The organism is Kitasatospora sp. NPDC017646, assembly GCF_044329365.1.
GTDB lineage: Bacteria > Actinomycetota > Actinomycetes > Streptomycetales > Streptomycetaceae > Kitasatospora.
In genome coordinates, this window is the sequence record NZ_JBIRJC010000010.1 from 216220 (window position 1) to 238205 (window position 21986).

Consider the following 21986-nt stretch of genomic DNA (forward strand, 5'->3'; position numbering starts at 1 on the left):
AAGTCAAAGCGTCAGAGCAGGAAGCCCGCCGGGAACGGGTCGTCCGGGTCGAGGAAGTACTGAGCGGTGCCGGTGACCCACGCCCGCCCGGTGACGGTGGGCACCACGGCGGGGCGCCCGGCCACCTCGGTCTCCTCGACCAGCCTCCCGGTGAAGGTCGTGCCGATGAAGGAGTCGTTGCGGAAGTCCCGCCCGAGCGGCAGTTCGCCGCGCGCGTGCAGCTGCGCCATCCGCGCCGAGGTGCCGGTGCCGCAGGGCGAGCGGTCGAACCAGCCCGGGTGGATGGCCATCGCGTGCCGGGAGTGTTCGGCGGTGGAGCCGGGGGCGAGCAGCTGGACGTGGTGGCAGCCGTGGATGGACGGGTCCTCCGGGTGCACCGGCCGGTCGGGGCCCGCGTTGACGGCGGCCATCAGGGCGAGGCCGGCGTCCAGGATGTCCTGCTTGCGCTCGCGCTCGAACGGCAGCCCGAGTTCGGCGAGCGGCAGGATGGCGTAGAAGTTGCCGCCGTACGCGAGGTCGTAGCCGACCGTGCCGTAGCCGGGCACCTCGATCTTGCGGTCCAGCGCGACCGCGTAGGAGGCGACGTTGCGGATGGTCACCGCCTTGGCGGCGCCGTCCTCGACCCGCACCTCGGCGACGACCAGCCCGGCGGGGGTGTCCAGCCGTACGGTCGTCACCGGCTCGACCACCGGCACCATCCCGGTCTCGACCAGCACGGTGGCGACGCCGATGGTGCCGTGCCCACACATCGGCAGCAGCCCGGACACCTCGATGTAGAGCACGCCGAAGTCGGCGTCCGGCCGGGTGGACGGCTGCAGGACGGCACCGCTCATCGCGGCGTGCCCGCGCGGCTCGTACATCAGCAGGGTGCGGAAGTGGTCCAGGTGCTGCTGGAAGTGCACCCGGCGCTCGGCCATGGTGGCGCCGGGGATGACGCCGAAGCCCCCGGTGATCACCCGGGTCGGCATGCCCTCGGTGTGCGAGTCGACGGCGTGGAACACGTGACGGCTGCGCATCCCTCACAACTCCTCTGTGTAAGCGGTCGATGGGGGCCGGCTGCCCGCACAGCCGGCCTGATGCGGAGAACTACGCGAGGCCCTCGGCCAGCGCCTTCTCGGTGGCCGCGCGCACCGCCGCCTCGATCTCCGGCTCCAGCGGCTGCCGGGGCGCCCGGACCGGTCCGCCGGGGCGTCCGACGATGTCCATGGAGAGCTTGATGGCCTGGACGAACTCGGTCTTGGAATCCCAGCGCAGCAGCGAGTGCAGCGACTTGTAGAGCGGCAGGGCGGTCTCCAGATCGTGCCCGACGGCCGCGTCGTAGAGGGCCACGGAGGCCTCCGGCAGCGCGTTCGGGTACCCGGCGACCCAGCCGACCGCGCCGGCCAGCGCCAGTTCCAGCAGCACGTCGTCGGCGCCGATCAGCAGGTCCAACCCGGGCGCCAGCTCGGCGAGCTCGTACGCCCTGCGGACGTCCCCGCTGAACTCCTTGACTGCCACGATCGAGCCGTCACCGTGCAGTTGGGCGAGCAGCGCGGGCACCAGGTCGACCTTGGTGTCGATCGGGTTGTTGTACGCGACGACCGGCAGGCCCGCCCGGGCGACCTCCGCGTAGTGCGCCCGCACCGAGGCGTGGTCGGCCCGGTAGGCGTTGGGCGGCAGCAGCAGGACGGAGCCGGCGCCGGCCTCGGCGGCCTGCTCGGCCCAGCGGCGGGATTCGGCGCTGCCGTACGCGGCGACCCCGGGCATGACCCGGGAGCCGTCGCCGGCCGCCTCGACCGCCACCTCGACGACCCGGGCGCGCTCCTCGGCGGTGAGCGTCTGGTACTCGCCCAGCGAGCCGTTGGGGACGACGCCGTGGCAGCCGGACTCGATCAGCCAGCGGACGTGCTCGGCGTACGCGTCGTAGTCGACGGAGAGGTCCGGGCGCAGCGGGATCGTGGTGGCGACCATGATGCCGCGCCAGGGGCGGGTGGTGTCGTGTGGGGTGATGGACACGTTCGACTCCTTGGTGAGGTGTGACATTTTATAAACAGGTACAGGCCGGAGACAAGAGCCCCCGCCCCGCGCGTTCCGAGGGACCGGATCCGGCCGGGCCGGAAGCCCCCGGCCCGGACTACTCCGACGCGCCCGCCGCCGGCCGCGCTCCCGCCGCCAGTTGCGAGAGCGGCACCGGGCAGGCCAGCGGCCGCCGGTCCGGCCCGGCCCCCGTGGCCCCGGACAGGCAGGCCACGGCCGGACCGCACATCCGCCCCTGGCACCAGCCCATACCGGCGCGGGTGAGCAGCTTGACGGTCCGGGGGTCCCCCGCGCCCAGCTCCTCCACGGCCTCCCGGATCCGCGCGACCGGCACCTCCTCGCACCGGCACACATCGGTGTCCGGCCGCAGCCACCCGGTCCAGCCGGCCCCCGGCCGGTGGGCCGCCGCCATCAGCTCGGCGAAGGCCCGCAACCGCGCCCGGCGGCGCAGCAGCGCTCGCCCCGGAAGCGCTCCGGCGACCGCGTGCGCGGCCAGCTCCCCCTCGGCCAGCGCGAGGTCCGCGCCGCCCACGCCGTTGGTCTCCCCCGCCGACCACAGGCCGGGGACGGTGGTCCGCAGCCGGGCGTCGACCCGCAGCGCGACCGCGCCGTCCGGCCCGGTCCGAGTGTCCGCGCCGAGTTCGGTGGCCAGGTCGATCTGCGGCAGCAGCCCGTGGCCGACGGCGAGCGCGTCGCAGTCGATCCGCCGCTCGGTGCCGGGCAGCGGCCGCCAGTCGGCGTCCAGCCGGGCCACGGTGACCCCGGTGACCCGCTCGTCCCCGTGCGCCTCGACGACCGCGCTGCGCGGCCGCAGCCGTACGCCGTGCCGCAGCAGCGCGCTCCCGTGCCCGGCGCCCTCGACCAGCTTCGCGGGGACGGCCGCCAGCACGCCGGGTCGCCGGGCGTACCCGAGGTACCCGCTCGCCTCGACCACCGCCGGGACCTCGGCCCCGGCGCTCACCAGCGAGGAGGCGGCCGCGAGCAGCAGCGGCCCGCTGCCGGCCACCACGATCCGCCGCCCGGGCAGCACCAGCCCGGCCTTCAGCATCGCCTGGGCGCCGCCCGCGGTGACCACCCCGGGCAGGGCCCAGCCGGGGAACGGCAGCTGCCGCTCGTACGCCCCGGTGGCGAGCAGCACCGTCCGGGCCCGGACGGTGGTCCGGTCGGCGGCCTCCGGCCCGAGCGTGACGTGCACCGCGAAGCCGTCCGCGCTCCGTTCGAGCGCCCACACCTGGTGGCCGCCGCGAAAGACCGCCCGCCGGTGCGCCGCGAGCCGCGCGGCCAGCCCGGTGTACGCCGGCCAGCCGTGGTGCAGTCGGTCCGGACGGGCCGCGCCGAGTCCGGGCGCGGGGTGGCGGTAGTACTGCCCGCCGGTCCGGTCCGCGCCGTCCAGCAGGACGCAGCGCAGCCCGAGGTCGGCGGCGGTGACGGCGGCGGCGAGCCCGGCCGGCCCGGCGCCCACCACCGCGAGGTCGAAGAGCTCAGACGGCGAGGTCGGCACGGCCGTGTCCCTCCTGGGTGGTGACGACGGTGCCCGGTTCGGCGGGCAGCAGGCACAGGCGTTGGTTGGCCCGCCCGTTCACGGTGGCCAGGCAGTCGAAGCAGGCGCCGATCCCGCAGAACGCCCCGCGCGGCCGCCCGCCGATCCGGGTGGTGCGCCAGGCGAGGATCCCGTCGGCCCAGAGCGCGGCGGCGATCGACTGCCCGGGCAGGGCGCGGACGGGCCGCCCGTCGAACTCGATGTGGTGGCCGGGCCCGGGTTCGGCCTCGACCAGGGCGGCAGGGGTGCGGCGACGCGTCACCGGCTTCTCCAATCCATCACCGGCTTCTCCAATCCGGAAGGAACGTCCGAGGAATGCGGCACCTGATCACCCCGCCGCAACCGGGTCCGCCGGGAACCGGTCGGCCCGGAACGGCGCGAGGTCCAGCTCCGGCCGCTTCCCGGTCAGCTGCTCGCTGATCAGCAGTCCGGTGGCGGGCGCCAGCCCGATCCCGGCGCCCTCGTGCCCGCAGGCGTGGTACAGCCCCGGCACCCGGGGGTCCTCCCCGATGGCGGGCAGGTGGTCCGGCAGGTAGGGGCGGAACCCCCGGTAGGTGCGCATCACGGCGGCCCGCGCGAGCACCGGGAACAGCGCCGCCGCCTCGGCGGCCAGCCGGCCGATCGCCTCGTGGGAGATGGTCCGGTCGAAGCCGACCCGCTCCCGGCTGGCGCCGATCAGCACCGGCCCGCCGGGGGTGCCCTCGATCACGGAGGAGGTCTGCAGCCCGGCCGAGCCGCTGGCCACGTCGGCCACGTAGTCGGCGGAGTAGACCTTGTGCCGGACGACCCTGGGCAGCGGTTCGGTGACCAGGACGAAGCCGCGCCGGGGCAGCACCGGCAGGTGCACCCCGGCCAGCGCGGCCAGTTCGGCGCCCCAGGCGCCGGTGGCGTTCACCACGGCGGGGGCGTCCAGCCTGCGCCGGTCGGTGCGGACGCCGCGCACCGCGCCGTCCGGCCCCCGTTCCACGGCCGTCACGCTCTCCCCGGTGGTGAGTTCGGCGCCCATCCGGCGGGCCTCGCGCAGCAGGTGGGCGGCGGCGAGCGCGGGCTGCACCTGGGCGTCCTGCGGGTAGTGGTAGCCACCGGCCAGCCCGGGGGCGAGGTGGGGCTCCAGTTCGTGCAGCCGCTCGGCCGGGACCTCCTCGGCAGTCACGCCGACCGCCGTCTGCCCGGCGGCGAAGTCCCGCAGCGCCTGCTGCCCGGCGGCCGTCGAGGCGACCACCACGCCGCCCTTGGGCTCGTACTCGACGGCCGGGCCGAGCCGCTCGGCGAGTTCGCGCCAGAGCCGGAGGCTGAGCAGGGCGAGGTCGAGCTCGGGTCCGGGCTCCTTGTCGGAGACCAGCAGGTTGCCCTCGCCCGCGCCGGTGGTGCCTCCGGCGACCGGCCCCCGGTCGACCACGGCGACGGCGAGCCCGGCGCGGGCCGCGTAGTAGGCACAGGCGGCGCCGACGACTCCGGCGCCGACCACGACGACGTCCAGGGGAGGTGTCCAGGTCTTCAGCACACCAGTAATATGTCACATGCCATGGGCCCTGCCAAGAGCACGTAAAGCCGGAGGACGGCGAGAGGCCCCGGCCCGCCGCGGGGAGGCGGCGGGCCGGGGCCCCGGGAGCGGCTACCGGCTCACGTGATGTCGTCCATCTGCTCGTGGCGCGCGGCCGGCACCGGCGCGGGGCCGGCCGTCGGCGCCGCCGAGGCGCTCACCGCCTCCGCGCCGTCGACGGCCTGGACGGTGAGGTCGACGTTCGAGGCCTCCTCGTCGTCCAGGTCCGCGTCCGGGTTGTTGCGCCGCTTGCGCCGGTCGTTGAGCAGCGCGACGGCCACCGCGGCGAAGTACAGCGCCCAGATCGGCATCGCCAGCAGCAGCATGCTGACCGGGTCGGCGCCCGGGGTCGCGAACGCCGTGAACACGGTGATGCCCATGACCATCCCGCGCCACCAGCCGAGCAGCCGCTTGCCGGTCACGATGCCGACCAGGTTGAGCATCACCAGCAGCAACGGGAACTCGAAGGCGAAGCCGAAGACCAGCACCATCCGGGTGGCGATGTCGAAGTAGTCCTCGGGCGGCAGGATCGGCGTCGTGTCGCTCGGGGTGAACGAGATCAGCATCTTGACCATGGTCGGCATGACCCAGATGGCGCAGGCCACACCCGCCAGGAACAGCGGGGCGCCGCAGGCCATGAAGACGATCGCGTACTTCTTCTCGTGCTTGTGCAGCCCGGGCGCCACGAACGCCCACACCTGGTACAGCCAGATCGGTACGGCCGCGACCACGCCCGCGGTCAGCACGACCTTCAGCATCCAGTTGAAACCGGCGGTGAGGCCGATGTTGGACACCTGGGCGCAGCGCTCGTGGACGTTGCCCGGGTTCTGCTTGTCGCACTGCGGCAGCGGCTGGAGCAGGAACTGCTCGATCTGCTTGTGGTAGACCGCCGCGACGATCGCGAACACCATGATCGCCAGGACCGACTTGACCACGCGGTTGCGCAGTTCCCGCAGGTGGTCGGCTAGGGCCATCCGCCCCTCAGGATCCTTGGGCGCCTTCTGCGACGCCTTGGAGAGCTTGCTCAACCCCGGTCCTCAACTCGTGCGTCGAGGCCCGCCGGTCGACGGGCCTCCGTGGTCTGGTGCGCCGCGTAGGTCACGTACGTCACGTGCGCCGCGCTCAGTGCGGCCGGTCGCCGTCGGACCCGGCCACCGGACGGGCCGTGGCCGACGCTCCAGGGGCCGCCTGGATGGTCTTCCCCGACGGCCGTGCCGGACCGTCGACCGGCGGCGCCGCCGACGGCACGCTCCCGCCCGTCTTCCCGTCCGAGCGCATCGCCTTGGCCTCGCTCTTCAGGATCCGCATCGACTGTCCCAGCGAACGCGCCAGCTCGGGCAGCCTCTTGGCACCGAACAGCACGATGGCGAGAACCACGATCACCACGATCCCGGTCATCGAGATGCGCACGCGCGACCACCTTCACTCACCGCGGCCCGGCAGGCCGCCCGCCGCGGATGGTAACCGCTGCGGATGACGCCCCGACGACGGCCGCCCGAACAGGACAGCGGCCCCGGTTCGCAGTTCAGGAGCCACCTGAGAGCGTAACCCGCCCCTACCTCCGCGCAGCAGCCCCGTACCGCCCGGTGCCCCAGGTGTGCTAACAGCCGGACCCTACGGGGCCGGGACCGCCGAGGCCAGCTCCCCCGCCGCCTCGGCCAGCGCCCGCGAGGCCGCGTCCACGCCCTTGGCCAGCGCCCGCACGTCCAGCCAGAGCCGGATCGCGAGGACCCCGAGGACCAGCAGGCCCGCGGTGGCGAGCAGGACGGCGGCGACGAGCATCCAGGACATGCGCCCACCCTATACGGGAGGCGGGCACGCTATCCCTCCGCCGGGACGAGCCTCATGGTGCGCACCCCCGCCGCGGTGAGCGCCTCGACGATCCTCTCCCCGGCCGCCTTGCGCACCGCCGCCCCGCAGAGCGGGCAGCCGAAGCTGTAGTGCGCCTGCGCCGGGGTCCGGCCGAGCGTCAGCCGGAACGCCTCGGCCGGCAGCTCGACCTTCTCACGGCACTGGGAGCAGTACACCTTGAATCTCGTCCCGGGCTCCACCGCTCAGACCTGCCCCTCCCCGTAGGCGGCCAGCGCCTCCCGCGCGGCCGAGCGCGCCTGCTCGGCCAGCTCGGGCGGCGAGACGATCCGGCCGTCCCGGCCCAGCCGCAGCGCCAGCGGGCGCAGCTGGGACGGGTCGGCGCTGCGCAGGGTGATCCGCAGCCCGCCGTCGGGCAGTTCCTCGGCCCGGTCGTGGGTGTAGTACTCGGCGACCCAGCGGCCGCCGGAGGAGACCTCCACCACCACCTCGGGGTCGTCCGCCGCCGGGTTGACCAGCCCGCCGCTGAGGTCGCGCGGCTCGCGCCGGGGCGGGTCGGCCGGGACGTCCAGGACGCGGATCTCGGCGACCCGGTCCAGCCGGAACATCCGGTGGTCCTCCGAGGTGCGGCACCAGGCCTCGAGGTAGGTGTGGCCCTCGGTGAGCAGCCGGATCGGGTCGACCTCGCGCTCGGTCATCCCGCCGCGCCCGTGCGAGTAGTAGCGCAGCCAGACCCGGCGGCCCTCGCTGAGCGCGCGGTCGATGTCGGCGAAGACGTGGCTCTCCGCCTCGAAGGTCACGCCGACCCGGGCGCTGCCCTCGGCGCTCTCCCCGGCGGCGTTCTCGATCTTGGCGACGGCCCGGGTGAGCGCCTCCCGGTCACCGGCCCGCAGGCCGGGCAGCCCCGCCACCGCGCGGGCGGCCACCAGCAGCGCGGTCGCCTCGTCGGCCGCCAGCCGCAGCGGCTGGGCCACGTCGTCGACGTTGTGCCACCAGATCCGCTCGCCGTCGGTGTCGATGTCGAGCAGGTCGCCGCCGCGGAAACTGGTGCCGCACATCGGCAGCACGTTGAGGTCCCCGATCAGCTCCCGCTCGCTGATCCCGAACGCCCGGGCCACCTCGGCGACCTCGGCCCCCGGCCGCTCGCGCAGGTAGGTGACCAGCGACAGCATCCGTCGCGTCTGGTCAATGGCGTTGCTCATGCCCGTACGTCCTCCGAGTCCAGCCCCGCGACCGCCCGCAGCCGGTCGACCACATCCGCCCGCAGCTCCTCCGGCCCGAGCACCAGCACGTCCGGCCCGAACTCGGCGAGGTCCGCGCCCAGCCCGTTGCCGTACGGGATCTCCAGCTCGTCCCAGCCCTCGTCGACCCGGGTGTTGTTCAGCGCCTTGGTGCGCAGCGGGAAGCCCGCACCCCGGCGGACCCGGACGGTCGCGGTGGCGGTGGCGCCCTCGCCGGCGAACTTGGCCACGGTGGCCCGGACGTCCACGTGCTCGGGCACCGTGCCGAGGAAGGCGCCGCCCTTGGCCTTCACCTTGCCGGTGATCCTGCTGAGCCGGAACACCCGGGCGTCGCCGCGGTCCCGGTCGTACCCGGCCAGGTACCAGTGCCCGCGCCAGCACTCCAGCGCCCACGGCTCGACGCTGCGCTGCTCGACGGCGGCGGCCCCGGCCTTGCGGTACTCGAAGGTGACCGGACGGCGGTCCCGGGCGGCGGTGAGCAGCGGCTCGAACGCGGCCTCCCGGGCGGGGATGCGCGGCTCCAGGGCGGTGCGGCCCTCGGCCTCGCCGAACGGCACCCCGGCCGCGCGCAGCTTCTGCAGCGCGCCGCTGGCCGCGCCGGACATCTTGGCCTGCTGCCAGACCCGCGCGGCCAGGGTGAGCGCGGCGGCCTCCTCGGCGTCCAGCGCGATCTCCGGCAGCCGGTTGCGGTCGGGGCGGGCGAGGTAGCCGAGCTCGCCGTCCAGCGCGCTCTCGTCGACGTCGATCACCAGGCCGAGTTCGCGCAGGTCGTCCTTGTCCCGCTCGAACATCCGGTTGAAGGCGTCCTCGCTGCTGTTCTGCCAGGCTTCGCGGTACGCCTCGATGGATTCCCGCAGCTCCTTCTTGGAGAGCGGGCGTCTGGTGTTCATCAGGCACAGGGCGAGATTCATCAGCCGCTCTGCCTTGGCGATCGCCATCGGTGACCCTTCCGGTGTGCCGCGCCGCGCGCGGGGTGCGCCAACCGGGCGATCCCCACCCGGCGGGACCGACCGTACCGGTAGCGGTACGCACTGCAAAAGCCGCGTCCGGAAACGCCGGTGCCCCGAGCCCCGCACGGGGTTCGGGGCACCGCTTCCAGCGGGCTCAGACGGCCAGCAGGTCGACTACGAAGATCAGGGTCGAGTGCGGCGGGATCGCCGGAGTCGGCGACTGGGCGCCGTACGCCAGGTGCGACGGGATGGTCAGCTCACGACGGCCGCCGACCTTCATGCCCGCGACGCCCTGGTCCCAGCCCTTGATGACGCGGCCCTTGCCCAGCGGGAACTGGAACGGAGCGGTGCCCCGGTTCCAGCTCGCGTCGAACTCCTCGCCCGTCTCGAAGGTCACGCCGACGTAGCGGACGCTGACGGTCTGGCCCGCCTTGGCCTCCTCGCCGTCGCCGACGACGATGTCCCGGATCTTCAGCTCCGTCGGAGCATCGCCGATCGGGAAGTCGATCTCGGGCTTCTCGTTGAGGTTCACAGCCATGGTCCCTCTTCTCACGTTCGCAAATTCCCTACACGACCAAGTGGCGGGCGCCCGCACCACGGTCCGTTCCCGGACCACGGTACGGGCGCCCGCCACCCGTGGGGGTGCGGCCACGCGGCCGACCCCCGAGGTCACACGCCTTCTATTGTCACCCGAAAGTGGATCAGCCCTGACCGGCGTCCAGGATGTCCACCACGAAGACCAGGGTCGCGGCGGGCGGGATGTCGCCCTGGCCCTTGTCCCCGTAGCCCAGCGAGGCCGGGATCACCAGCTCGACCCGGCTGCCGACGGTCTGGCCCGCCAGCCCCTGGTCCCAGCCCTGGATGACCTGGCCGCCGCCGACCGCGAAGGAGAACGCCTGGCCCTTGCTGAGCGAGGAGTCGAAGACCTTGCCGTCCTTGGCCAGCGCGCCGGTGTACTGCACGACGACCTTCTCGCCCTTCTCCACCACCGGCCCGGTGCCCTTGATCAGGACGTGGGTCTTCAGCTCGGTCGGGTCCTTGGCGCCGGCCACCGGGGTGATGTCGGCCGGCTTCTTGCCGTTGTCCTTGACCTGCGGGAAGTCCGCTGGCGGCGGGGTGACGGTACCGCTCACCACGGCGTCGGGCGCGTTGGTGTTGCGGATGTCGATCACGAAGATCAGGTTGTCCTTGGCGCCGATCGACATGTCCGGCTTGCCCTGGGAGCCGAAGCCCGCGGCGGGCGGGGCCACCACCAGCAGCCGGCTGCCGGCCTTCTTCCCGATCACGGCCTGGTCCAGCGCGGGGATCAGCGCGTCGGTGCCCGCCTGGAAGATCTGCGGCTTGCCCTTGTCGTCGTACGAGCTCGGGATGTCCTTGCCGGTGTTCCAGTCCTTGGCGGTGTAGTCCACCGAGGTCCAGTTGTTCTTGTCCACCTTGGGACCGCTGCCCTCGGACAGCACCTTCACCACGAAGGAGCCGTCGGAGGCCTCGCCCGGCACCTGGATGTCGGCCTTCTTGCCGAAGTCACCGGTGACCGTCGGCAGCACCTTGGCGCTGTCCTTGATCGGCGGGACCGGCTCGGCGCTCGGTGTGGGCGGCGCGGACTTGGTCGCGTCCGGCTGGGCGGACGCGGCGGTGTCCTTGGAGTCGTCCTTGTTCACCATGTACAGGGTGACGCCGCTGCCGACCAGCAGCAGGGCCAGCACGGTGCCGAGGATCACGCCCAGCTTGCCCACGCCCGGAGGGTTCTCGGCGTACCCGGCCTCCGAGGTGTCGGCCTTGCGCACGCTGCTGGCGAAGATCTGCGGGGCGTCCTCGTCGTCCGTCTTGGTCCCGCCCGCCGGCCGCGGCTTGTCGCCGGGCTGCGCCCAGCCGGCCTGCTGCGCGAGGATCGCCGGGGGGACGACGATCGACTCGCGGTCCGCCGCGACCGGGCCGCCGGGACGGGAGGCGGTCGGGTCACCCGCAGAGCTGTCGTTCGCCGCGGTGCCGGCCCCGCCCGGGCTCGGCGTCTTCTCAGTCATGACTCCCCATCCATCTCGCCACGAGGTCTTCCAGGTCTGCGCCCGGCGTGGTGAGCGCCGGCCTGCCGCCGTACCGCCCGCCCGGACCTCGGCGCCGGGCGGCGCCTGCCACAGTGCGAGGGCAGTATGACAGCTCATGATGAGGGCGGACGCTTCGTTGTACGAGCGTCCGCCCAAGCGTACGGAATCCCCCCGGTGACTTCCTAGACCGCTTCCAGAATGTCGATCACGAAGACCAGCGTGGAGTTCGGCGGCACCGACCCCTGCGCCTGGTCCTTGTACCCGAGCGCCGGCGGCACCACCAGCAGCACCCGGCTGCCCACGTTCTGGCCGACCAGCCCCTTGTCCCAGCCCTCGATCACGCTGCCGGTGCCGATCTGCACCGCCTGCGCGCCGCCGTGCGTCCAGGAGGAGTCGAACTGCTGCCCGTTGCTCCACAGCACCCCGGTGTACTGCACCACCAGGGTCTGCCCGGTCTTGACCTGCTTGCCCTCGCCCTTGATCAGCACCGCCTGCTGGAGGTCGGTGGGCGCGGCCTGCCCGGCCGGGATCGTGATCCCGACCGGCGCCTTGCCGTTGTCCTTCACCTGGGGCAGCGTCGCGGCGGCCTGGGTCATGTTCCCGGTCAGCGTGGAGTCCGGCGGCAGGCTCTCCACGATGTCCAGCACGAACACCACGGTGTCGCCCTTGCTGACGCCCAGCTGGGTGGAGCCCTGCTCGCCGAAGGCCGCCGCCGGCGGCGCCACCACCAGCAGCCGGGTGCCCACCTTCTTGTCGATCACGCTCTGGTCCAGCGCGGGCACCAGCTGCCCGCTGCCGGCCTGGTAGAGCTGCGGCTTGCCGTTGTCATCGTACGAGCTGGGCAGGTCCTTGCCCGTGGTCCAGTCCTTCGCCGTGTAGTTGACGGTCACCCAGTCGCCCTTGTTGACCGTCGACCGCTCCCCCTCGGTCACCGTGTTCACCACGAACTGGCCGCTGGGCTGGCCCTCGGGAAGGGTGATGGTGGCCTTGCTGCCGAAGCCGCCACCCGAAAGAGTGGGCATCGGGGACGCCTCCGTGACCGGCGGGGGCACCGTCGGCGCGGCGCTCGCCGTGGACGGCGTCGCCGGTCCGGCCGCCTTGGGCGAACTGCTGCAGGCCACGGCGAGCAGCAGCGGCAGGGTGAGAAGCAAACCGGCGGTGCGGCGCACGGTGGTCCTAACTGTCGGTCGAAGTCGGCTCTCCTGACTCGACGGACAGCGTATGCCCGGCATGCGTCCGGCCCCGGTAGACACCACCGGGGCCGGACGACGCCTGACGCTCGGACGGGCCGGACGATCACATGCCGGCGATCAGTTTCTCCACCCGCTCGTCCACCGAACGGAACGGGTCCTTGCACAGCACCGTGCGCTGCGCCTGGTCGTTCAGCTTCAGGTGCACCCAGTCCACCGTGAAGTCCCGGCGCTGCTCCTGCGCCCGGCGGATGAAGTCCCCGCGCAGCCGGGCCCGGGTGGTCTGCGGCGGGATCGACTTGGCCTCGAAGGTCTTGAGGTCGGTGGTCACCCGCTCCGCGCGGCCCTTGCCCTGGAGCAGGTAGAACAGACCCCGCCGACGGTGGATGTCGTGGTACGCGAGGTCGATCTGGGCGACCCGCGGGTTGGACATCGTCATCTGGTGCTTCTCGCGGTACCGCTCGATGAGCTTGTACTTCATGATCCAGTCGATCTCGGTGGCCACCCCGTCCAGCCGCTCACTGCGCACGGCCTCCAGGGTGCGGCCCCACAGGTCGAGGACGCGGGCGATGGTGCCGGTGTTGATGCCCTTGCGGTCGGCGAACTCCAGGGCCTTGGTGTAGTACTCCTCCTGGATGTCCAGCGCGCTGGCCTCCCGGCCGTTGGCCAGACGCACCTGGTGGGTGCCGGTGAGGTCGTGGCTGACCTCGCGGATCGCCCGGATCGGGTTCTCCAGGGTGAGGTCGCGCATCACCACACCGGCCTCGATCAGCCGCAGCACGAGGTCGGTGGCGCCGACCTTGAGCAGGGTGGTGGTCTCGGACATGTTGGAGTCGCCGACGATCACGTGCAGCCGGCGGTAGCGCTCGGCGTCCGCGTGCGGCTCGTCCCGGGTGTTGATGATCGGGCGCGAGCGGGTGGTGGCGGAGCTGACGCCCTCCCAGATGTGCTCGGCCCGCTGGCTGACGCAGTACACCGCGCCGCGCGGGGTCTGGAGCACCTTGCCCGCGCCGCAGATCAGCTGGCGGGTCACCAGGAACGGGATCAGCACGTCGGCCAGCCGGGAGAACTCGCCGTGCCGGGCCACCAGGTAGTTCTCGTGGCAGCCGTAGGAGTTGCCGGCCGAGTCGGTGTTGTTCTTGAAGAGGTAGACGTCCCCCGCGATGCCCTCCTCGTGCAGCCGCCGCTCGGCGTCCACCAGGAGGCCTTCGAGGATGCGCTCGCCCGCCTTGTCGTGCGTCACCAGCTCCACCACGTCGTCGCACTCGGGGGTGGCGTACTCGGGGTGGGAGCCGACGTCGAGGTAGAGGCGGGCGCCGTTGCGCAGGAAGACGTTGCTGCTGCGGCCCCAGGAGACGACCCGGCGGAACAGGTACCGCGCGACCTCGTCCGGCGACAGCCGTCGCTGCCCGCGGAACGTACAGGTCACGCCGTACTCGTTCTCCAGCCCGAAAATCCGGCGGTCCATGAGCACTCCTATCTGGTCGGAGCTGTCCGAAACCGCCTCCACGACGACTGGGCCGCCGCAGGGGCACCGGAGTCCCGTACGCCGGCGGTCCGGCCGCCGTACGGGACTCCGCAGGCACTGCTACTCCGGCGTGATGTCCGCCGGGTCGTCCTCGTCGTCCGCCTCGGCGGACTGGTCGCCGTCGAGCAGGCGACCGAGCTGGTTGCCCAGGATCCGCTTGAACTTGCGCTGCTGGAACCGCTGGCGGTCGAGGACCGCGACCTCCAGCTGTTCCGGGGTGAGGGCGCGCGGGCTGCCGCCGTTGGGGTCGCGGGCGAGCGAGTCCACCGCGACCTTCACCGCCTCGGTGAGGCTCATCCCCGTGCGGTGGCGCTGGCCCAGGTAGTTGCCGATCGAGTCGGCGTTGCCGCCGACCACCACGTAGTTCTTCTCGTCGACGACCGAGCCGTCCGGGGTCAGCCGGTAGATCTGGTCGTTGTCCGCGGTCCGGCCGACCTCGGCGACGATCAGCTCGACCTCGTACGGCTTCTCGCCGACCGAGGAGAAGACGGTGCCCAGGGTCTGGGCGTACACGTTGGCGAGGCCCCGGGCGGTGACGTCGGCCCGGTCGTAGGAGTAGCCGCGCAGGTCGGCGTAGCGGACGCCGCCGATGCGCAGGTTCTCGAACTCGTTGTAGCGGCCGACCGCCGCGAAGGCGATCTTGTCGTAGATCTCGGAGACCTTGTGGAGCGCCCTGGAGGTGTTCTCCGCGACGAAGACGATGCCGTCGGCGTAGGTGAGCACGACCACGCTGCGGCCGCGAGCGATGCCCTTGCGGGCGTACTCCGCGCGGTCCGCCATGGCCTGCTGGGGTGAGACGTAGAACGGTGTCGACACCGGCGGTCGTCCCTTTCCTGTGAGGTGTGGCTAGATCAGCGGGGCCTGTGGGCCGTTGGGCCGGGTCAGGCGCTCGTCGGTGATGGCGACCACGGTCTCGGCGACCTCGGCGTCGGTAAGCCGGCGGAAGCCGTCCTCGGTGATCAGCGAGACGATCGGGAAGATCTTGCGGGCCAGGTCGGGGCCGCCGGTGGCGGAGTCGTCGTCCGCCGCGTCGTAGAGGGCCTGGACGACCAGGGTGACGGCCTGGTCGGCCGTCAGGTCGTCGCGGTAGAGCTTCTTCAGCGAGCCGCGGGCGAAGACCGACCCCGAGCCGGTGGCGGCGAAGCCCCGCTCCTCGGAGCGCCCGCCGGTGACGTCGTAGTTGAAGATCCGGCCGCGGCCCTGGTCGAGGTCGTAGCCGGCGAAGACCGGCACCACCGCGAGGCCCTGCATCGCCATGCCCAGGTTGCCCCTGATCATGCTGGTGAGGCGGTTGGCCTTGCCCTCCAGGGAGAGGGTGGTGCCCTCGATCTTCTCGTAGTGCTCCAGCTCCAGCTGGAACAGCCGCACCATCTCGACCGCGAGGCCGGCGGTGCCGGCGATGCCCACCGCGCTGTACTCGTCGGCCGGGAACACCTTCTCGATGTCGCGCTGGGCGATGACGTTGCCCATGGTCGCCCGGCGGTCACCGGCGATCACCACACCGCCGTCGAAGACCGCGGCCACGATCGTGGTCCCGTGCGGGGCCTCCACCACCGATCCCTCGGGGAGCCCGATGCGGCCGGGAACCAGGTCCGGCTTGTGCTCGGCGAGGAAGTCGAGGAACGAGGAGGACCCCGGGGTCAGGAAGGCAGCCGGTAGACGCCCGGTGCCACGAGTGTTGGCTTCCACACGATTCCTTCCAGGTAGCTTGAAGCGCGCAATGCCCGCACCCTACCCGCCGACGATCACTGTCCACGCGTGGAGGGGCCGGTGCCGGGCGGCCGGGCGGACGTTGCCACCCGACCGCCCGGGACGGTCGCGACCGTGAATTCCCGAATACCGGGGACGGGCTATTGCCCACCCTTTTGCACAAAGCCGCGCACGAAATCCTCCGCGTTCGACTCCAGGACCTCGTCGATTTCGTCCAGTACCGCGTCGACGTCGTCGCCCAGCTTTTCCTGGCGCTCCTTGAGGTCATCGGAATTCTGCGTTTCCGCGACCTGCTCCTCGACCTCCTCGGAGGAGCGGTTTGCCCGCTGCTGGCCGCCGCCGGTGTCCTTGCTCGCCATTTCCCTCACCCCGCTCGAATCGTCTGGCACGGTTTGGTCGGTCGGTCGTTGCCCGTTGGCACCGACCCTATACACAAGGTGCGACTGCCGCTCCCGGTTTGCCGGTGGCGCTTCCTGTCCAACACCCGCCGCCACCCCGGATGATTCCCATTCGGCGGACGTTCACCCGTGGTGATCGAAAAGTTACCCGCCGGCCAGCACGCGCAACAGGTCCTCCGCCGTGCGGCAGCGGTCCAGCAGCTCCTTGACGTGGTTCCGGGTGCCGCGCAGCGGCTCCAGTGTGGGCACCCGCTGCAACGAGTCCCGGCCCGGCAGGTCGAAGATCACCGAGTCCCAGGAGGCCGCCGCGACGTGCTCCGCGTACTGCTCCAGGCAGCGGCCGCGGAAGTACGCCCTGGTGTCCTCCGGCGGCTTGGTGACGGCCCGCTCGACCTCCTCCTCGCTCAGCAGCCGCTCGAACCGGCCGCGGGCCACCAGGCGGTTGTAGAGGCCCTTCTCGGCCCGTACGTCGCTGTACTGGAGGTCGACCAGGTGCAGCCGCGGGTTCTCCCACTCCAGGGCGTCCCGGCTGCGGTAGCCCTCCAGGATCTCCCGCTTGGCGATCCAGTCCAGCTGCCTGGAGAGCGACATGGGGTCGCGCTCCAACCGCCCGAGGACGTCCTCCCAGCGCGCGAGCACGTCCACGGTCTGGTCGTCGGCGTCGGTGCCGAAGCGGTCCTCCACGTACTTGCGGGCCAGTTCGAAGTACTCCAGCTGGAGCTGGACGGCGGTGAGCTTGCGCCCGTTGCGCAGGGTGATCAGGTGCTTGAGGGTCGGGTCGTGGGAGACCCGGTGCAGGGTGCGCACCGGCTGGTCGACGGCGAGGTCGGAGGCGATGAAGGAGTCCTCGATCATCGACAGGACCAGCGAGGTGGTGCCCAGCTTGAGGTAGGTGGAGATCTCGGAGAGGTTGGCGTCCCCGATGATCACGTGCAGCCGGCGGTACTTCTCGGCGTCGGCGTGCGGTTCGTCCCGGGTGTTGATGATCGGCCGCTTGAGGGTGGTCTCCAGGCCGACCTCGACCTCGAAGTAGTCCGCGCGCTGGCTGATCTGGAAGCCGTGCGCCGAGCCGTCCTGGCCGATGCCGACCCGGCCGGCGCCGGTGACCACCTGGCGGGAGACGAAGAACGGGGTGAGGTGGCGGACGATGTCGGCGAACGGTGTCGCCCGCTTCATCAGGTAGTTCTCGTGGGTGCCGTAGGAGGCGCCCTTGTTGTCGGTGTTGTTCTTGTACAGGTGGATGTTCTGCCCGTTGGGCAGTTCCAGCGCGCGCTGCGCGGCGGCCGCCATGATCCGCTCGCCGGCCTTGTCCCAGAGGACGGCGTCGCGCGGGTTGGTCACCTCGGGCGAGCTGTACTCGGGGTGCGCGTGGTCCACGTAGAACCGGGCCCCGTTGGTCAGAATGACGTTGGCGAGGCCGATGTCCTCGTCGGTCAGCTGACTCGCGTCCGCCACCTCCCGCGCGAGGTCGAAGCCCCGCGCGTCGCGCAGCGGGTTCTCCTCCTCGAAGTCCCAGCGGGCCCGCCGCGCCCGGTGCATCGCCGCCGCGTAGGCGTTGACGATCTGGGACGAGGTGAGCATGGCGTTGGCGTTGGGGTGCCCGGGCACGGAGATCCCGTACTCGGTCTCGATGCCCATCACGCGCCGTACGGTCATGCGGCCCTCCTTGCCCGGTGCCCCGCCCCCTACGGGCGGAACACGCTGACGTACCGCTGAACAACACCGACGCCGGCGGTCTGCCCGCGGACGGTGGGTCGAGCCTAGAACCCGGCGCCGACCGGCGGGCCCCGAGACGCGCCGTCCGGCTGCGGGGCCGCGAGGCGCCACAGCCGGACGGGGTGCGTACAGCTCCGGGGACCGCTGCCGGCCCGGACAACCGCGTGCTTACAGGTACTGCCCCGTGTTGGCGACAGTGTCGATCGAGCGGCCGGACTCGGCGCCCTGCTTGCCGGTGACCAGCGTGCGGATGAAGACGATCCGCTCGCCCTTCTTGCCGGAGATGCGGGCCCAGTCGTCCGGGTTGGTGGTGTTGGGCAGGTCCTCGTTCTCCTTGAACTCGTCCACGCAGGCGGCGAGCAGGTGGGAGACACGCAGACCGCGCTGACCGTGGTCGAGGAAGTCCTTGATGGCCATCTTCTTCGCGCGGTCGACGATGTTCTGGATCATGGCGCCGGAGTTGAAGTCCTTGAAGAACAGGACCTCCTTGTCACCGTTGGCGTAGGTGACCTCCAGGAAGCGGTTCTCCTCGGTCTCGGAGTACATCCGCTCCACGACCGACTGGATCATCGCCGCCACCGTGGCCTCGACGGAGCCGTCGTGCTCCTTGAGGTCGTCCGGGTGGAACGGCAGCGAGTCCCTGAGGTACTTGGAGAAGATGTCCTTCGCGGCCTCGGCGTCCGGGCGCTCGATCTTGATCTTGACGTCCAGGCGGCCGGGCCGCAGGATCGCCGGGTCGATCATGTCCTCGCGGTTCGAGGCGCCGATGACGATGACGTTCTCGAGCCCCTCCACGCCGTCGATCTCGGCGAGCAGCTGCGGGACGATGGTGTTCTCCACGTCCGAGCTGACACCGGAACCGCGGGTGCGGAACAGCGACTCCATCTCGTCGAAGAAGACGATGACGGGCGTGCCCTCGCCCGCCTTCTCCCGGGCCCGCTGGAAGACCAGGCGGATCTGCCGCTCGGTCTCGCCCACGTACTTGTTGAGCAGCTCCGGGCCCTTGATGTTGAGGAAGTAGCTCTTCCCCTGCGGGCGGCCGGTGACCTCGGCGACCTTCTTGGCCAGCGAGTTGGCGACCGCCTTGGCGATCAGCGTCTTGCCGCAGCCGGGCGGACCGTAGAGCAGCACGCCCTTGGGCGGGCGCAGCTCGAACTCCTTGAAGAGGTCGGCGTGCAGGTACGGCAGCTCGACCGCGTCGCGGATCTGCTCGATCTGGTTGGCCAGGCCGCCGATCTGGCGGTAGTCGATGTCCGGGACCTCTTCGAGGACCAGCTCCTCGACCTCGGACTTCGGCACCACCTCGTACACGTAGCCGGAGCGCGGCTCCAGCAGCAGGGCGTCCCCCGCCCGGACGGTGAGCTCGCGCAGCGGCTCGGCGAGGCGCACCACGCGCTCCTCGTCGGTGTGGCCGATGACCAGGGCGCGCTCGCCGTCCTCCAGGAGCTCCTTGAGGGTGACGATCTCGCCGATGCGCTCGAAGGCCATCGCGTCCACGATGTTGAGGGCCTCGTTGAGCATCACTTCCTGGCCGCGCCGAAGTTCGTCGAGGGCGACGTTCGGGCTGACGTTCACGCGGAGCTTGCGACCGCCGGTGAAGATGTCGGCGGTACCGTCCTCGTTCGCCGCGAGGAAGGTGCCGAAACCGGCCGGGGGCTGTGCCAGCCGGTCCACTTCCTCCTTGAGGGCCACGATCTGGTCGCGGGCCTCGCGCAGGGTGGAGGCGAGTCGTTCGTTCTGGGCGGTCACGCCGGCCAGGTTGGTCTGGAGCTCGACGATCCGCTCTTCGAGGATTCTCGAATTGCGCGGCGAGTCGGCGAGCTTGCGGCGCAGTACGGCGATTTCCTGCTCAAGGTACGAGACCTGAGCGGCCTCGTCGGAACCACGAGCGGGCCTGCCGGTGCTGCGGTTGTAGTCGTCATCGTGGGCTGCCACGGTCCTCACCTCCTCCGGGGAGCTGGACGCTTCCAGACCCTACCTGGGACCAGGGGTCCGTAAACCCCTAGATCAAGAAAGATGGAACGGGCGTGTCCGATCTTCGCCCCAGCGTGCTTCCCCTCTGCTAAGGGGATACCCACCGCGCACCACCCAAAGCGGACCAGATGTATCGTCGAGCGAAGTGATATCCGATCGCGACCACGGTGGTTGGGTCCGATCGTTGTACGAATGGCGGGATTGCTCCAGGAATAGGGGCGACCCGGGACAGAAACGGCAGGGGACCATGTCGGTGACCGAGCAGACCGCGGCGGCGACCGAGGAGCTGGAGGTGTGGATCGACCAGGATCTGTGCACCGGCGACGGCATCTGCGCCCAGTACGCGCCCGAGGTCTTCGAGCTGGACATCGACGGACTCGCGTACGTGAAGGGCCCGGACGACGAGTTGCGCCAGCAGCCCGGGGAGACCGCCCCGGTGCCGCTGACGCTCCTTCAGGACGTGGTGGACTCGGCGAAGGAGTGCCCCGGCGACTGCATCCACGTGCGCCGGGTCGCCGACCGGGTCGAGGTCTACGGGCCGGACGCCGAGTAGCGCCTACGCCGAGCCGGCCGGGGCGGCGGTCTGGGAACGTTCCCAGCCGCCGCCCCCGCGCGTCCAGGTGAGGTCGAGTGAGACGTCGGGGCGGAAGCGCGGCACGTCGTCGCTCGAATACCCCTGCGCGCGACCGGTGATGGCGCCGTCGGAGCGCACCGCGAGCCGACTCAGGGTGAGGTTCTCGCGTTCGGTCAGCAGGGTGGCGACCACCACCGGGCGCCGGTCCGGGCCGAAGCCGAGCAGGAAGACGGAGTCCGGCGGGGTGCCGGTGTCGGTGGCGCAGTGCGCGGCGACGACCGTACCGGGGTGTCCGTCGCCCAGTTCGGCGGGCACGCTGAGCACCGTCTTGACCGGGAAGGGGCCGCAGTCCATGGGCAGTTGGGCCGCGGCCGGGTCGGGGGCGGCGGCCGCGGCGAGGGCCCTGGGGGCGCCTCCGGCGGCCAGCGGGGTGCCGGAGGCCGGGGAGGCGGCGAGCGCGGCGGTCACCACCGCGCCACATCCGGCCAGGGCAACGGCCCAGTGCCAGGGGGCGGTTCGCGCGCGGGCGGGCCCGGTGCGGCCCCGCGGTGTCTGCTGTCCAGCCGTCGCCGTCGTCGTCCCGACCGCGGTCTCCACCAGGCGTCCCCTCCAGAGCTCCAGGAGCTGGTCTGCGTGAGCGAGCATCGTCCCACACCGTGTCCGTGCGCCGACGGCCGGGGAGCCGGAGGGCGGGCCGGCCGCGAAAGGAAGGGGTGGGGCGAGCTCGACGCTCGCACCACCCCTTCTTCAGGTAAGGGCTCAGCCCAGGTCGGGCTGCTCGGCCTCGGGGTCGCGGGCGGCCTTGCGGGCCGCGGCGCGCTCCTGGAGGCTCGGCTCGGGCGCCCCGCTGTCGTAGTCCTCGCCGTAGGCGCCCTTGGCCGGGCGACGGCGGCGCAGCGGCGGCTCGACGCCGTCCGCCAGGCGGCGGGCGGTGAGCAGGAAGCCGGTGTGGCCGATCATCCGGTGGTCCGGGCGGACGGCCAGGCCCTCCAGGTGCCAGGTGCGGACCATGGTCTCCCAGGCCTGCGGCTCGGTGAAGGTGCCGTGCTCGCGCAGCGCCTCGACGGTCTTGGACATCTGCGTCGTGGTGGCCACGTAGCAGCAGATGAGGCCGCCGGGGACGAGTGCCTTGGAGGCGGTGTCCAGGCACTCCCAGGGAGCCAGCATGTCGAGGATGACGCGGTCGACGTCGGTCTCGACCAGGTTGTCCTGGAGGTCGCCGACGGTCAGCTTCCACGCCGGGTGGGGGCCGCCGAAGTAGCGCTCGACGTTGCCCCGGGCGATGTCCGCGAAGTCCTGTCGGCGCTCGTAGGAGGCCAGCATGCCCTGCTCGCCGACGGCGCGCAGCAGGTAGGTGCTGAGCGCCCCGGAGCCGACACCCGCCTCGACCACGCGGGCGCCCGCGAAGATGTCGGCCATCGCCAGGATCTGCCCCGCGTCCTTGGGGTAGATCACGGCGGCGCCGCGCGGCATGGAGAGGACGTAGTCGGGGAGCAGGGGGCGCAGCGCGAGGTACGGGACGTTCCCCGTGGTGCGCACGACCGTGCCTTCGGGGGCGCCGATCAGCTCGTCGTGGGGGAACGCACCCTTGTGGGTGTGGAACTGGTTCCCGGCCTGGAGCGTGAACGTGTAGTGGCGACCCTTGGGGTCGGTCAGCTGGACCTGGTCCCCGACCTGGAAGGGCCCGCGTCGGCGGGCGGCACCGGTCGGTTCGGACATGCGGCCAATCCTAAGGGAAGCGGGCCGCCCCGC

Annotated in this window: 23 protein-coding genes; 1 reads left to right on the top strand and 22 read right to left on the bottom strand. The window is 71.9% G+C overall.

Annotated elements, in window-relative coordinates; all coding sequences use genetic code 11:
• Positions 1–11: 11 nt before the first annotated feature.
• From ACH4J0_RS18565 to arc, 20 genes are all read right to left on the bottom strand, one after another.
• Positions 12–1016: a proline racemase family protein gene (locus ACH4J0_RS18565; RefSeq protein ID WP_396241304.1), complete on the bottom strand. Its 1005-nt coding sequence runs from the start codon at positions 1014–1016 to the stop codon at positions 12–14.
• Positions 1017–1086: 70 nt separating this feature from the next.
• Positions 1087–1950: a dihydrodipicolinate synthase family protein gene (locus tag ACH4J0_RS18570; RefSeq protein ID WP_396241430.1), complete on the bottom strand. Its 864-nt coding sequence runs from the start codon at positions 1948–1950 to the stop codon at positions 1087–1089.
• Positions 1951–2113: 163 nt separating this feature from the next.
• A complete protein-coding gene (locus ACH4J0_RS18575; protein WP_396241306.1) occupies positions 2114–3517 on the bottom strand; it encodes an NAD(P)/FAD-dependent oxidoreductase in 1404 nt (467 codons plus the stop codon).
• Positions 3498–3818 (bottom strand): (2Fe-2S)-binding protein, encoded by a 321-nt coding sequence (locus ACH4J0_RS18580; RefSeq protein WP_396241308.1) that lies wholly within the window; start codon positions 3816–3818, stop codon positions 3498–3500. Before ACH4J0_RS18580 ends, ACH4J0_RS18575 begins: the two co-directional genes overlap by 20 nt.
• Before the next feature lie 66 nt (positions 3819–3884).
• Positions 3885–5057, bottom strand: coding sequence for an NAD(P)/FAD-dependent oxidoreductase (locus ACH4J0_RS18585; RefSeq protein WP_396241432.1), 1173 nt, complete (start codon positions 5055–5057; stop codon positions 3885–3887).
• A gap of 122 nt (positions 5058–5179) precedes the next feature.
• The gene (gene tatC, locus ACH4J0_RS18590; protein ID WP_396241434.1) at positions 5180–6073 is read right to left on the bottom strand and encodes a twin-arginine translocase subunit TatC; all 894 of its coding nucleotides are present in this window, start codon (positions 6071–6073) and stop codon (positions 5180–5182) included.
• Between the two features lie 148 nt (positions 6074–6221).
• Complete coding sequence (gene tatA / locus ACH4J0_RS18595; protein ID WP_396241310.1) at positions 6222–6509, bottom strand: Sec-independent protein translocase subunit TatA; 288 nt, start codon at positions 6507–6509, stop codon at positions 6222–6224.
• A gap of 204 nt (positions 6510–6713) precedes the next feature.
• On the bottom strand, positions 6714–6890 hold the full coding sequence (locus ACH4J0_RS18600; protein ID WP_380417795.1) for a hypothetical protein: 177 nt from the start codon (positions 6888–6890) through the stop codon (positions 6714–6716).
• A gap of 29 nt (positions 6891–6919) precedes the next feature.
• Positions 6920–7126: a hypothetical protein gene (locus tag ACH4J0_RS18605; RefSeq protein ID WP_396241312.1), complete on the bottom strand. Its 207-nt coding sequence runs from the start codon at positions 7124–7126 to the stop codon at positions 6920–6922.
• 27 nt (positions 7127–7153) lie between these two features.
• Positions 7154–8110, bottom strand: a complete 957-nt coding sequence (locus tag ACH4J0_RS18610; protein WP_380417799.1) for a YafY family protein — start codon at positions 8108–8110, stop codon at positions 7154–7156.
• Positions 8107–9087 (bottom strand): helix-turn-helix transcriptional regulator, encoded by a 981-nt coding sequence (locus ACH4J0_RS18615; protein ID WP_396241314.1) that lies wholly within the window; start codon positions 9085–9087, stop codon positions 8107–8109. The genes ACH4J0_RS18610 and ACH4J0_RS18615 overlap by 4 nt, the downstream gene beginning before the upstream one ends.
• A 166-nt stretch (positions 9088–9253) precedes the next feature.
• Complete coding sequence (locus ACH4J0_RS18620) at positions 9254–9637, bottom strand: FKBP-type peptidyl-prolyl cis-trans isomerase (RefSeq protein WP_396241316.1); 384 nt, start codon at positions 9635–9637, stop codon at positions 9254–9256.
• 163 nt (positions 9638–9800) lie between these two features.
• Positions 9801–11123, bottom strand: a complete 1323-nt coding sequence (locus ACH4J0_RS18625; RefSeq protein ID WP_396241318.1) for an FKBP-type peptidyl-prolyl cis-trans isomerase — start codon at positions 11121–11123, stop codon at positions 9801–9803.
• A 203-nt stretch (positions 11124–11326) separates the two neighbouring features.
• Complete coding sequence (locus ACH4J0_RS18630; RefSeq protein ID WP_396241320.1) at positions 11327–12313, bottom strand: FKBP-type peptidyl-prolyl cis-trans isomerase; 987 nt, start codon at positions 12311–12313, stop codon at positions 11327–11329.
• A 127-nt stretch (positions 12314–12440) separates the two neighbouring features.
• Complete coding sequence (gene pafA, locus ACH4J0_RS18635; protein ID WP_396241322.1) at positions 12441–13802, bottom strand: Pup--protein ligase; 1362 nt, start codon at positions 13800–13802, stop codon at positions 12441–12443.
• 120 nt (positions 13803–13922) lie between these two features.
• Positions 13923–14678, bottom strand: coding sequence for a proteasome subunit alpha (gene prcA / locus ACH4J0_RS18640; RefSeq protein ID WP_396241324.1), 756 nt, complete (start codon positions 14676–14678; stop codon positions 13923–13925).
• 30 nt (positions 14679–14708) lie between these two features.
• A complete protein-coding gene (gene prcB / locus ACH4J0_RS18645; RefSeq protein ID WP_396241326.1) occupies positions 14709–15551 on the bottom strand; it encodes a proteasome subunit beta in 843 nt (280 codons plus the stop codon).
• Between the two features lie 161 nt (positions 15552–15712).
• The gene (locus tag ACH4J0_RS18650; RefSeq protein WP_380648148.1) at positions 15713–15931 is read right to left on the bottom strand and encodes a ubiquitin-like protein Pup; all 219 of its coding nucleotides are present in this window, start codon (positions 15929–15931) and stop codon (positions 15713–15715) included.
• A gap of 183 nt (positions 15932–16114) precedes the next feature.
• Complete coding sequence (gene dop, locus ACH4J0_RS18655) at positions 16115–17626, bottom strand: depupylase/deamidase Dop (protein WP_396241328.1); 1512 nt, start codon at positions 17624–17626, stop codon at positions 16115–16117.
• Between the two features lie 228 nt (positions 17627–17854).
• A complete protein-coding gene (gene arc, locus ACH4J0_RS18660) occupies positions 17855–19621 on the bottom strand; it encodes a proteasome ATPase (protein WP_396241330.1) in 1767 nt (588 codons plus the stop codon).
• A gap of 286 nt (positions 19622–19907) precedes the next feature.
• Between arc and ACH4J0_RS18665 the strand changes: the two genes are divergently transcribed.
• Positions 19908–20213 carry a ferredoxin gene (locus tag ACH4J0_RS18665; RefSeq protein ID WP_207809367.1) on the top strand — a complete coding sequence of 102 codons (306 nt, stop codon included), beginning with the start codon at positions 19908–19910 and terminating at the stop codon, positions 20211–20213.
• 3 nt (positions 20214–20216) lie between these two features.
• Here the strand turns inward: ACH4J0_RS18665 and ACH4J0_RS18670 are convergent, their stop codons facing one another.
• Positions 20217–20879: a hypothetical protein gene (locus ACH4J0_RS18670; protein WP_396241332.1), complete on the bottom strand. Its 663-nt coding sequence runs from the start codon at positions 20877–20879 to the stop codon at positions 20217–20219.
• Between the two features lie 114 nt (positions 20880–20993).
• Positions 20994–21953 carry a tRNA (adenine-N1)-methyltransferase gene (locus ACH4J0_RS18675; protein WP_396241334.1) on the bottom strand — a complete coding sequence of 320 codons (960 nt, stop codon included), beginning with the start codon at positions 21951–21953 and terminating at the stop codon, positions 20994–20996.
• Positions 21954–21986 lie beyond the last annotated feature (33 nt).